An 11,562-nucleotide genomic window follows, 5' to 3' on the forward strand; every position below is an offset into this window, starting at 1 on the left:
CCGCACCGGAGTGACGAAGTGGCCACCGCGATCCGCGCCCCCTTCTGCCGTTCGGCAGGAGTCCGCGGAATCCGACACACCCGACCGCGTGGGTCGGCGACGTTCCAGGTTAGCTTCACCATCGGCACACAGAAACCGGAGAAGTAGTGCCTACGATCCAGCAGCTGGTCCGTAAGGGCCGGCAGGACAAGGTCGAGAAGAACAAGACGCCCGCACTCGAGGGTTCGCCTCAGCGTCGTGGCGTCTGCACGCGTGTGTTCACGACCACCCCGAAGAAGCCGAACTCGGCCCTGCGTAAGGTCGCGCGTGTGCGTCTGACCAGCGGTATCGAGGTCACTGCTTACATTCCGGGTGAGGGACACAACCTGCAGGAGCACTCCATCGTGCTCGTGCGCGGCGGCCGTGTGAAGGACCTGCCCGGTGTTCGCTACAAGATCATCCGCGGCTCGCTCGACACCCAGGGTGTCAAGAACCGCAAGCAGGCCCGCAGCCGCTACGGCGCCAAGAAGGAGAAGTAAGAATGCCTCGTAAGGGCCCTGCCCCGAAGCGCCCGGTCATCATCGACCCGGTCTACGGTTCTCCTCTTGTCACCTCGCTCATCAACAAGGTGCTGCTGAACGGCAAGCGCTCCACCGCCGAGCGCATCGTGTACGGCGCCATGGAGGGCCTGCGCGAGAAGACCAGCAACGACCCGGTCATCACGCTCAAGCGCGCGCTGGAGAACATCAAGCCCACGCTTGAGGTCAAGTCCCGCCGTGTCGGTGGCGCCACCTACCAGGTGCCGGTCGAGGTCAAGCCCGGCCGCGCCAACACCCTGGCGCTGCGCTGGCTGGTCGGCTACTCCCGCGCCCGTCGCGAGAAGACCATGACCGAGCGTCTGCTCAACGAGCTTCTCGACGCTTCGAACGGCCTCGGTGCGGCCGTCAAGAAGCGCGAGGACACCCACAAGATGGCCGAGTCCAACAAGGCCTTCGCGCACTACCGCTGGTAGTCGCTACCCACATCGAGACCGAGAGAAGACTGAAGCCTTATGGCTACCACTTCACTTGACCTGGCCAAGGTCCGCAACATCGGGATCATGGCCCACATCGACGCGGGCAAGACGACCACTACCGAGCGGATCCTGTTCTACACCGGTGTGTCGTACAAGATCGGCGAGGTTCACGACGGCGCCGCCACCATGGACTGGATGGAGCAGGAGCAGGAGCGTGGCATCACGATCACCTCTGCTGCCACCACCTGTCACTGGCCGCTGGAAGACGTCGACCACACGATCAACATCATCGACACCCCGGGCCACGTCGACTTCACCGTCGAGGTGGAGCGTTCGCTCCGCGTGCTCGACGGTGCCGTGACGGTGTTCGACGGCGTCGCTGGTGTCGAGCCCCAGTCCGAGACTGTCTGGCGTCAGGCGGACCGCTACGGCGTGCCGCGTATCTGCTTCGTCAACAAGCTCGACCGGACCGGTGCCGAGTTCCACCGCTGTGTGGACATGATCAAGGACCGTCTGGGCGCGCAGCCGATCGTCATGCAGCTCCCGATCGGTGCCGAGGCCGACTTCCAGGGCGTCGTGGACCTGGTCCGCATGAAGGCGCTCGTGTGGTCCGCCGAGGCCACCAAGGGCGAGATGTACGACGTCGTCGACATCCCGGCCACGCACACCGAGGCTGCCGAGGAGTACCGCGGCAAGCTGCTGGAGGCCGTCGCCGAGAACGACGAAGAGATCATGGAGCTGTACCTGGAGGGCGAGGAGCCTTCCGAGGAGCAGCTGTACGCCGCGATCCGTCGTATCACCATCGCGTCCGGCAAGTCCAAGGACATCACGGTCACCCCGGTGTTCTGTGGTACCGCGTTCAAGAACAAGGGCGTTCAGCCCCTGCTCGACGCGGTCGTGCGCTACCTCCCCTCCCCGCTTGACGTCGAGGCCATCGAGGGCCACGACGTGAAGGACCCGGAGGTCGTGGTCAAGCGCAAGCCGTCCGACGACGAGCCGCTGTCCGCGCTGGCGTTCAAGATCATGAGCGACCCGCACCTCGGCAAGCTCACCTTCGTCCGGGTCTACTCGGGCCGCCTGGAGTCCGGCACCGCCGTGCTGAACTCCGTCAAGGGCAAGAAGGAGCGCATCGGCAAGATCTACCGTATGCACGCGAACAAGCGTGAGGAGATCGAGTCGGTGGGCGCCGGCGACATCATCGCCGTCATGGGTCTGAAGCAGACCACGACCGGTGAGACGCTGTGCGACGACAAGCAGCCGGTGATCCTGGAGTCCATGGACTTCCCGGCGCCGGTCATCCAGGTCGCCATCGAGCCCAAGTCGAAGGGCGACCAGGAGAAGCTGGGCGTCGCGATCCAGCGTCTGGCCGAGGAGGACCCGTCCTTCCAGGTCCACTCTGACGAGGAGACCGGCCAGACCATCATCGGTGGTATGGGCGAACTGCACCTCGAGGTGCTGGTCGACCGTATGCGCCGTGAGTTCAAGGTCGAGGCCAACGTCGGCAAGCCGCAGGTCGCGTACCGCGAGACGATCCGCAAGGCCGTCGAGCGCGTGGACTACACCCACAAGAAGCAGACCGGTGGTACCGGTCAGTTCGCCAAGGTGCAGATCGCGATCGAGCCCATCGAGAGCGGCGACGCCTCGTACGAGTTCGTGAACAAGGTGACCGGTGGCCGTATCCCGAAGGAGTACATCCCTTCGGTGGACGCCGGTGCGCAGGAGGCCATGCAGTTCGGCATCCTCGCCGGGTACGAGATGACGGGCGTTCGCGTCACGCTTCTCGACGGTGCCTACCACGAGGTCGACTCCTCCGAGCTCGCGTTCAAGATCGCCGGTTCGCAGGCCTTCAAGGAGGCCGCGCGCAAGGCGTCCCCCGTGCTCCTTGAGCCGATGATGGCCGTCGAGGTCACCACGCCCGAGGACTACATGGGTGAGGTCATCGGCGACATCAACTCCCGCCGTGGTCAGATCCAGGCCATGGAGGAGCGGGCCGGTGCCCGCGTCGTGAAGGGCCTCGTGCCCCTCTCGGAGATGTTCGGTTACGTCGGCGACCTGCGCAGCAAGACGTCCGGCCGGGCCAGCTACTCCATGCAGTTCGACTCCTACGCCGAGGTTCCGCGGAACGTCGCCGAGGAGATCATCGCGAAGGCCAAGGGCGAGTAACGCACCGCGCTACGACGCTTTAGGCTTGACCCCGGAGCCTCACGGGCTGTTCCTCCGCATTAGTGGCGGAATGGCCCGGGGCCCGGGAACCAACAGCAAAGATCACCTGGCGCCGATCGAATCAAGGCGTACAGAACCACTCCCAGGAGGACCCCAGTGGCGAAGGCGAAGTTCGAGCGGACTAAGCCGCACGTCAACATCGGCACCATCGGTCACATCGACCACGGTAAGACGACCCTCACGGCCGCCATTACCAAGGTGCTGCACGACGCGTACCCGGACCTGAACGAGGCCACCGCGTTCGACAACATCGACAAGGCGCCCGAGGAGCGTCAGCGCGGTATCACCATCTCCATCGCGCACGTCGAGTACCAGACGGAGACCCGTCACTACGCCCACGTCGACTGCCCCGGTCACGCGGACTACATCAAGAACATGATCACCGGTGCCGCGCAGATGGACGGCGCGATCCTCGTCGTCGCCGCCACCGACGGTCCGATGCCGCAGACCAAGGAGCACGTGCTCCTGGCCCGCCAGGTCGGCGTGCCGTACATCGTCGTCGCCCTGAACAAGGCCGACATGGTGGACGACGAGGAGATCCTGGAGCTCGTCGAGCTCGAGGTCCGTGAGCTCCTCTCCGAGTACGAGTTCCCGGGCGACGACCTGCCGGTCGTCAAGGTCTCCGCGCTCAAGGCCCTCGAGGGCGACGCCGAGTGGACCCAGTCCGTCCTCGACCTGATGAAGGCCGTCGACGAGTCCATCCCGGAGCCCGAGCGTGACGTCGACAAGCCGTTCCTGATGCCGATCGAGGACGTCTTCACGATCACCGGTCGTGGCACCGTCGTCACCGGTCGTATCGAGCGTGGTGTCCTCAAGGTCAACGAGACCGTCGACATCATCGGCATCAAGACCGAGAAGACCACCACCACGGTCACCGGCATCGAGATGTTCCGCAAGCTGCTCGACGAGGGCCAGGCCGGTGAGAACGTCGGTCTGCTCCTCCGTGGCATCAAGCGCGAGGACGTCGAGCGCGGCCAGGTCATCATCAAGCCGGGTTCGGTCACGCCGCACACCGAGTTCGAGGCGACCGCGTACATCCTGTCCAAGGACGAGGGTGGCCGTCACACGCCGTTCTTCAACAACTACCGCCCGCAGTTCTACTTCCGTACCACGGACGTGACCGGCGTCGTGACCCTCCCCGAGGGCACCGAGATGGTCATGCCGGGCGACAACACCGACATGAAGGTGGAGCTGATCCAGCCCATCGCCATGGAGGAGGGCCTGAAGTTCGCCATCCGTGAGGGTGGTCGCACGGTGGGCGCCGGCCAGGTCACCAAGATCAACAAGTGATCTCGGCCCGCAAGGGCTGACCCGGTAGGTATCTGAAGGGCCCGTACGACTCCGGTCGTACGGGCCTTTCGGTGTACCGGTCTCGAAACTATTCGGCGCGTACGACCCCTGGTTCCCGGAAGCCACTCACCCCACCATTTGTCATGCCGCTGACCAAATTCGAGTGGAGGGGTGTGCGCCATGTCTGTGCGCCGTAGAACCGTGCTGGGTGCCGCTGCGGCGCCGGTGCTGTCGCCGGGGATCGCGTGGGCCGACACGGCCGGCCGTGGGCCGCGGGTGACGGACCCCGGGGCGTACATCTCCTTCACCGGCGGGGCGTTCTCGCTGGTCGGCGCCCCGGTCATGGTGAGCGCCGAGGATCACCCCGGAGTCGTACGGGTGGCGGGCGACCTCCGAGCCGACATCGAGCGGGTGACCGGCGTCCGGCCGGGCTCGACGATCGCCCGGCACGTGGTGCTCGTCGGCACGATCGGCCGCAGCCCGCTGATCGACGGCCTGGTGGCGTCCGGCAAGCTGGACGTGACGGGCGTGCGGGGCAGGTGGGAGACCTCGCTGCAGACGGTCGTCGACCGTCCCCTCCCCGGCGTGGAGCGGGCCTTCGTCATCGCGGGCAGCGACCCGCGCGGCACGATCTTCGGGGCGTACGACGTCTCGTACGGCATCGGGGTCTCGCCCTGGTACTGGTGGGACGACGTGCCGCCGGTCCACCGTGACCGGGTGTGGGTGCTGCCTGGCCGCCACACCCAGGGCACGCCGGCGGTGAAGTACCGCGGCTTCTTCGTCAACGACGAGAACCCGGCGCTCGGGACCTGGGCCCCGGCCCATTTCGGGCCCGGCAAGGCCCCCGGCTACCCGGGCGGCTTCAACGCGGACTTCTACGCCCGCGTCTTCGAGGTGCTGCTCCGGCTGAAGGGCAACTACCTCTGGCCGGCGGTGTGGGGGCGGGCGTTCGCCGAGGACGATCCGGAGAACCACCACAGGGCCGCCGAGTACGGCGTTGTCATGGGTACGTCTCACGAGGCTCCGATGATGCGGGGGATCGAGGAGTGGAACCGCCACGCGGCCGACGGGACCGACCCCTACGGGGGCACGGGCGAGTGGTCGTACCTGCGCAACCCGACGGCGATCAGGGCGTACTGGCGGGCCGGCATCCAGCGGATGGTGGACCAGGGTTTCGAGGGCGTGGTCACCCTCGGCATGCGCGGTAACGGCGACACCGGCCTCCCCGACGGCGACGGCATCGAGCTGATGCAGGAGATCATCGCGGCGCAGCGGCAGATCATCGAGGAGGTGACGGGCCGGCCGGCCGCCGAGACCCCCCAGGTGTGGACGCTCTACAAGGAGGTCCAGCGCTACTGGGACCGGGGGCTGCGGGCGCCCGACGACGTCACCGTGGTCCTGACGGACGACAACTGGGGCAACATCCGCAAGCACCCGTCCCCCGCGGAGCCCCGGAGCGGCGGATACGGCCTGTACTACCACTTCGACTACGTCGGCGCCGGCCGCAACTACAAGTGGGTCGACACGGCCAACCTCCGCAACGTCTGGGACCAGCTCCACCAGGCCCACGCCTACGGCAACCACGGCCTGTGGGTGGCCAACGTGGGCGACCTGAAGGGCAACGAACTGCCGACCCAGTTCTTCCTCGACTACGCCTGGAATCCGGAACGCTGGGACATCGACCGGCTCGGTGACTGGGAACGGGGCTACGCACGCCAGAACTTCGGCGAGGCGGCGGCCCGGGAGGTCGCCGAAGTGCTCGCTGCCTACGGCCGGTTGCAGGCGCGCCGCAAGCCGGAGCTGCTGAACCGCCGGATCACGCTCGCGGACGACGGCCAGGTGGTGTACGACGATCAGCAGACGCCCTTCTCCTTCGAGCACCGTGAGTTGGAGCGGGTGACCGAGGAGTGGCGGGAGCTGGGGAGAAGGGCGACGCGGATCGAGCGCCGGCTGCCGGCGGCGGTACGGGACGCGTGGTTCGAACTGGTCGGGTACGAGGTCACGGCGACCGCCAACCTCTACGCGCTGCGGCAGGCCGAGTTCATGAACCTGCGGTACGCGCGCGAGGGCAGAGCGGCGGCCAACGACCGCGCGGCGGAGGCGGAACAGGGCCTGCTGCGCGACTTCGCCCTGGCCGAGCGCTTCAACTCCGCCGTGGCGGGCGGCAAATGGCGGGGCTTCCAGACCCAGCCGCACATCGACTACGGGGACGTGGACCGGTACGGCCCCAACGCGCCCTGGCAGCAGCCGGAGAAGGACAACGTGGCCCTGCCGGACGTGCTGTTCCCGGCGGTACGGCGGATCGAGGTGCCGGAGGCGGCGGGGCTCGGGGTGTCGGTGGACGGCGGCCAGGACCCGGACGGGGACTCGCCGGATCTGCCGTCGTTCAGCCCGTACCAGACCCGGCCGCAGCAGTACGTCGAGGTGTTCAACCGCGGCCGTACCCCCTTCGACTACCGGGTGCGGACCTCGGTGCCCTGGCTGGTGGTGGATCGTCCGCGGGGCCGGGTGACGCGGCAGGTCCGGGTGGAGGTGCGGGTGGACTGGTCACGGGCACCGGCCGGCCGGTCCTCGGGCTCGCTGACGGTGAGCGGGGCGGGGGAGTCGGTGACGGTGGCGTGCGTCGCGGAGAACCCGTCGGCACGGGGGCTGCGCGGCTTCGTCGAGGCGGGCGGTCATGTGGCGATCGACGCGGAGCACCACGACCGTGCGGTCGGTGGCTGGCGCCGGCTGGAGGGGATCGGCCGGACCGGCGCGGGGATGACGGCGTGGCCGGTGACGGGGGGCTGGGGAGAGGCGTGGCCCCGGCTGGAGTACGAGGTGACCCTGCTGTCGGCGGGTGAGGTGACGGTGTGGGCGTACCTGTCCCCGCGCAACCCGGCGCTGCCGGGCACGGTCGGCCTGCGGTACGCGGTGTCGTTCGACGACGCGGAACCGGTACCGGTGGACATCACGACCGGCGCGGACGACGGCCTGCTGAACGCGGTGTGGGCGCGGAACACCTCCGACAACGTGAACCGGACGGCGACCCGCCACACGGTGGGCCCCGGGGTCCACCGCCTGAAGTTCTGGGCGGTGGACCCCACGGTGGTGGTACAGCGGCTGCTGATCGACACGGGCGGCCTGCCCGCCACCTACCTGGGCCCGCTGGAGAGCCGGCGGCTGGGTCGGTAGCCGTGAACGGTTCGTGCGGGCCGGTTTTCCGCAGTGACGGCGGTCGAGCGGCCGTCATGACCTGCGGCGGCGCAACAGCTCCACCGCCCGGTCGAACGCCGAGTCCCGGCCCTCCGCGAACTCTTCGTCGGTGAAGACGGGCTCACTGATCTGCGGCGGAATACCGGTCCCGTCGAAGGTCCGGCCGTTCCGGGTCAGGAACTCCTCCGTACTCCTGCGCCCTTCGGCCGTCGACGGCGAGAACGGTCCCGTACCCGTCCATGCGCCACAGGCCGGTGGTGGTGGCGGTGCTGGTGTTCGGTGCCGCTCAGGGCCGCGGTGCAAAGAGCAGGTTCCGGGTGTGCGGCGGCCGGGGTTCCTTCCAGTGCACCAGCGAACCGTCGCGCTCGGCGATCCAGTGGACGTCGTAGCCGAGGGGTTCGAACTGGCCGACGAGGTCGTCGAGGTCGGCGTCGACCAGGGCCTCCATCACCAGCGTGGGCCGGTCGCGCCGCAGCACCTGCCGGGCTCCGCGCAGCACCGACATCTCGTGGCCCTCCACGTCGATCTTGACGAGGTCCAGCTTGGTGTCGGCGAACACCTCGTCGAGCGTGACGAGCTGGATGCGCTTGAGCTGGGCGTCGGGCGCGGCGCCCTCCAGGGTCGAACCGGTGGACAGCAGGTTCCCGGAGAACCGGACACTGATGTCGGCCCAGCCGGGCTCGCTGGAGACGCCGGCCTGGTGGAGTTTGACGTTCTGGACGCCGTTCGAGCGGACGTTCACGGACAGCCGGGAGTGGATCTGGTCGACCGGCTCGAAGGAGTGCACCCTCGCCTTCGGGCTGGCGTGCGCGGCGATCATCGAGAAGTAGCCGACATGGGCGCCGACGTCCGCGATCGTCGCGCTCCGCGCCGCCAGCCGGGCCCAGGTGGCGAGGGTGCCGGGCTCGTAGCCGAACGTCCCGTTCCACAGGGTGTCCATGGCGACCGCATCGTCGTTCACGCAGAACATCACGAACGGCGGACAGTACGGCGAGTCGATCTCGACGTATCCGCGGTACGGGAACTTCTTGCGGTGCACGCGGATGATGTCGCCGGTCGCCACGGGCCGGACCGATGGTGCGTGGGCCAGCATGCGTGCATTGGCTGCTTCGACCTCGGAAATGCGCATTGGGCGATGGTAAAGCCAAGGCCAGGGAATGTCACAGGGTCAGAAAATATTCCGTAAGTGCTGGTCACAGGCGGATGCGAGCGATTATTCAAGCTGGCAGCCATTCCGAATAACCTGGAATTCACTTTTCCTTTCTCCTGAGGTGGGTCATTCTTCGCTCGAGCGGGTCAGAGCCTCGGTGATCAGCCGGGTGGCGAAGTCCTGGTCCTCGGTGAGCCGGTTGATGTGCTCCGCGAGCAGCACGGCCGTGGCCTCCAGGGCGTTCATCTCGTCCTTGGTCCACTCCCCGTACTGCCTGCGCCACAGACTGGAGCTCAGGCCGGGGCCGGCGGCCACCAGCAGGCCCGTCATGGTGGGGATGACCTCGGGGCGGACGCTCTTGCGCATCATGCGGGTCGACGCCACGAAGCTGGCACCACGTACTCGATCACGTCCCTGTCGTGGTCCTCGTACGCCATCCGCAGCCACTGCACGTACATGTAGATGAGGGTGCACGCGCCCTCCACCAGGTCGTCGACGCCCGTGGGCCCATCGACGCGGTGAACTGGTCGATCAGCTGCTGCTGTTCCCGGCGTTGCCCTCGTAGATGGAACTACGCGGACTACTACTCCGCCTTGTTTCCGCCACCGCTCTGCGGTTGCTGCTGGCCCTCCGGCCGCACCGCGTCCTTCGCCTTCTTCGCGAGGTCGTCGTCCAGCTTCTTGAACTCGCGGACCACGGTGTCGGACATGTCGGCGAGCGAATCGATCTGCTTGGTGATGTCCTCGCGGCCGTCGTGCCAGTTGGACTCGAAGTCGTCGAGGGCGTCGTAGACCGTGCCGCTGCCGACGTCGTCCTTGTAGGACTCGAACATCTTCTTGGTGTGGTTGAGCCGCTCCTTGATGGAGCGCAGCTTGCGGCCGTAGTCCTCAAGCTCGCTCAGCGGTATGGCGAGATCGCTCTTGCCGTTGCCCACGTGACCGTCCCCCGTTCGCGCGTCTCGTAGTCTGGGCCGCACCGTATATCAGATCATCGGGGGAGGGGTGGCGTACACCATGGCCCGCTACATGGAGACGCTCACGATCGAGCGCGGCGGATTCCGGATCAAGGTCCCGGAGTCGTGGTGGGAGTTCGACGTACGGCCGGTGTCGCGGGACGACTCGATCCGGCGGATGGTGAACGAGCGGGTGGCCCAGCATCCGGAACTGGCGCAGTACCGGGACACGTACGTCGGCTTCCTGCGCCGGTCCGCGGCCGACGCGTGGAAGTCGGGCGCGCTGTACTGCGGTTGCATGGCGGAGAGCTTCGGCGGGGACACCCCGATCACCGGCTCGGTCACGGTGTCGCTGGTCGGCGGCCGTACCCGCGAGGGCGCGCCCCTCTCCAACGACCCGGCCGCCATCGCCGCCCAGCTCGCCCCCAAGGAGGCCCACCGGGAGGGCGACTCCTGGCGCAAGGTGACGACCGTCGACATCCCCGGCGTCGGCCCCGCCGCGCGCACCCACGGCATCGAGGACATCCCGATTCCGGAGGACAGCCTCAACCGCACGATCCGCGCGGTACTGATGCAGACCTTCATCCCGGTCCCCGGCCAGGAGGGCAAGGTCGCCCTGGTGGCCGGCAGCAGCCAGGTCCTCGACCTCGCCGACTCCTTCTTCGACATCTTCGACGCGATCACGTCGACGTTCCGGTTCGCGGACTGAGCGGACCGGTTCCTTGGAGTGGGAGACCGGCGAGGGCCTGCTGGGGCTTGACGACCCTGAAGAGTGGGACGCCGCGTTCGAGCGCGGCGAGGATCATCTCGGCACGGCGGTGATCGGACTGGCGTTCCACTGCCCGCTGGAGGAGGCGTCGCCCCGGATCATCCAGGTGATGGGGTTCCCGGACGGCCTCCAGCGGACGAACGCCTTCGTCGCGGCCGGGCACGCGGCACGGCTCAACCGGCGGCTGACCCCGGAACTGTTCGCCGCCCTGCGCGCCGAAGGCCTCGGCGGCGTCGCCGAGCACCCGATCAGGGACACACTGGCCTTCGTGCCCTACCGGGACCTGCCACCGTGGTTCAAGCGCCGACGGATGTACGTCACGGTGCGCGACAAGCTGGAGTACTGCTGGCTGCGCTCCGCGGACGCGATCGAAGACGGCCGGCGGACCTTGCGCGTCCGCAGCCACCGGTGAACGGATGGAGCGGTGACGACGACCGCACACGAAAAGCTGCTACGACTCCTACCACCACCGCCGGGGTCCGCATCCCTCTCCGTGAGAAGTTCGCGAGCAGACGGCCAGGACTGAACACGGCGACTTCGCCGCACACTTCGGCTGAGCCGAGAGGATGCTTACGTGCCTTCGAAAACCCGTGACGAGCTCATTCGGCTGGTTCAGCAGATCATGGACGCGCGCCTCCCCGAGCGGGAACATGACGCGCTGCTGGAGGGACTGAAGCAGAGTGTCCTGCATCCCCGGGTGAGCGACTTGATCTACTACTCGGACCCGGAGCTCACGGCTGAGGAAGTGGTGGACCAGGCTCTGGCCTACCGTCCGATCGCGTTGTGAGCCTGGCCCGCCGGGCTTCACCTCGAACGGTCGTTCCTTGTAAGTTCGCGTGAGCGCAGGTTTGTTGACGGGGCGTACGCGACGGGGGTTGCGGGGTTATGGCGGGGTACCGACCGGCGGACTGGCATCCACTCGACCTCGACAAGGACCCCACCCCGGGCGACCCGCAACGCGTCCGCACCCTCGCCGCCCAACTCCACGG

General features: G+C 67.6%; 10 protein-coding genes and 2 pseudogenes. 8 read left to right on the forward strand and 4 right to left on the reverse strand.

What is annotated here, in order from left to right; translation table 11 throughout:
- Positions 1 to 146: 146 nt before the first annotated feature.
- The 5 genes from rpsL to ACZ4N4_RS42050 all read left to right on the forward strand — a co-directional run bounded on the left by rpsL (position 147) and on the right by ACZ4N4_RS42050 (position 7,681).
- Positions 147 to 518, forward strand: coding sequence for a 30S ribosomal protein S12 (gene rpsL / locus ACZ4N4_RS42030; RefSeq protein WP_003948652.1), 372 nt, complete (start codon positions 147 to 149; stop codon positions 516 to 518).
- Between the two features lie 2 nt (positions 519 to 520).
- Complete coding sequence (rpsG, locus tag ACZ4N4_RS42035; RefSeq protein ID WP_007384059.1) at positions 521 to 991, forward strand: 30S ribosomal protein S7; 471 nt, start codon at positions 521 to 523, stop codon at positions 989 to 991.
- Positions 992 to 1,030: 39 nt separating this feature from the next.
- On the forward strand, positions 1,031 to 3,157 hold the full coding sequence (fusA, locus tag ACZ4N4_RS42040) for an elongation factor G (RefSeq protein ID WP_404166896.1): 2,127 nt from the start codon (positions 1,031 to 1,033) through the stop codon (positions 3,155 to 3,157).
- Positions 3,158 to 3,313: 156 nt separating this feature from the next.
- Positions 3,314 to 4,507, forward strand: coding sequence for an elongation factor Tu (gene tuf, locus ACZ4N4_RS42045; protein WP_351693772.1), 1,194 nt, complete (start codon positions 3,314 to 3,316; stop codon positions 4,505 to 4,507).
- Between the two features lie 180 nt (positions 4,508 to 4,687).
- On the forward strand, positions 4,688 to 7,681 hold the full coding sequence (locus ACZ4N4_RS42050) for a glycosyl hydrolase 115 family protein (protein ID WP_467599098.1): 2,994 nt from the start codon (positions 4,688 to 4,690) through the stop codon (positions 7,679 to 7,681).
- 54 nt (positions 7,682 to 7,735) lie between these two features.
- Here ACZ4N4_RS42050 and ACZ4N4_RS42055 read toward each other — a convergent pair.
- The 4 genes and pseudogenes from ACZ4N4_RS42055 to ACZ4N4_RS42070 form a co-directional block, all read right to left on the reverse strand.
- Positions 7,736 to 7,888, reverse strand: a pseudogene (locus ACZ4N4_RS42055) (S41 family peptidase); the annotation flags it as partial.
- A 100-nt stretch (positions 7,889 to 7,988) separates the two neighbouring features.
- A complete protein-coding gene (locus ACZ4N4_RS42060) occupies positions 7,989 to 8,831 on the reverse strand; it encodes an FkbM family methyltransferase (RefSeq protein ID WP_450754166.1) in 843 nt (280 codons plus the stop codon).
- Positions 8,832 to 8,978: 147 nt separating this feature from the next.
- Positions 8,979 to 9,399 (reverse strand): annotated as a pseudogene (locus tag ACZ4N4_RS42065) (hypothetical protein); the annotation flags it as partial.
- Positions 9,400 to 9,435: 36 nt separating this feature from the next.
- Positions 9,436 to 9,786, reverse strand: coding sequence for a hypothetical protein (locus ACZ4N4_RS42070; protein WP_089099441.1), 351 nt, complete (start codon positions 9,784 to 9,786; stop codon positions 9,436 to 9,438).
- Positions 9,787 to 9,865: 79 nt separating this feature from the next.
- Between ACZ4N4_RS42070 and ACZ4N4_RS42075 the strand changes: the two genes are divergently transcribed.
- The 3 genes from ACZ4N4_RS42075 to ACZ4N4_RS42085 all read left to right on the forward strand — a co-directional run bounded on the left by ACZ4N4_RS42075 (position 9,866) and on the right by ACZ4N4_RS42085 (position 11,360).
- Entirely contained in the window at positions 9,866 to 10,513 is a 648-nt protein-coding gene (locus ACZ4N4_RS42075; protein WP_467599128.1) for a hypothetical protein, read from the forward strand.
- 13 nt (positions 10,514 to 10,526) lie between these two features.
- The gene (locus tag ACZ4N4_RS42080) at positions 10,527 to 10,985 is read left to right on the forward strand and encodes a hypothetical protein (protein ID WP_467599102.1); all 459 of its coding nucleotides are present in this window, start codon (positions 10,527 to 10,529) and stop codon (positions 10,983 to 10,985) included.
- A gap of 162 nt (positions 10,986 to 11,147) precedes the next feature.
- Positions 11,148 to 11,360, forward strand: coding sequence for a bacteriocin immunity protein (locus tag ACZ4N4_RS42085; RefSeq protein ID WP_453379265.1), 213 nt, complete (start codon positions 11,148 to 11,150; stop codon positions 11,358 to 11,360).
- Positions 11,361 to 11,562 lie beyond the last annotated feature (202 nt).

The sequence above is a fragment of the Streptomyces sp. NPDC026538 genome (genome assembly GCF_055567535.1).

Excerpts from the sequence above, each read along its gene's own strand:
- fusA (WP_404166896.1), top strand. The coding sequence starts at position 1,031 with ATGGCTACCACTTCACTTGACCTGGCCAAGGTCCGCAACATCGGGATC.
- ACZ4N4_RS42060 (WP_450754166.1), bottom strand. The coding sequence starts at position 8,831 with ATGCGCATTTCCGAGGTCGAAGCAGCCAATGCACGCATGCTGGCCCAC.
- rpsG (WP_007384059.1), top strand. The coding sequence starts at position 521 with ATGCCTCGTAAGGGCCCTGCCCCGAAGCGCCCGGTCATCATCGACCCG.
- ACZ4N4_RS42075 (WP_467599128.1), top strand. The coding sequence starts at position 9,866 with ATGGCCCGCTACATGGAGACGCTCACGATCGAGCGCGGCGGATTCCGG.
- ACZ4N4_RS42050 (WP_467599098.1), top strand. The coding sequence starts at position 4,688 with ATGTCTGTGCGCCGTAGAACCGTGCTGGGTGCCGCTGCGGCGCCGGTG.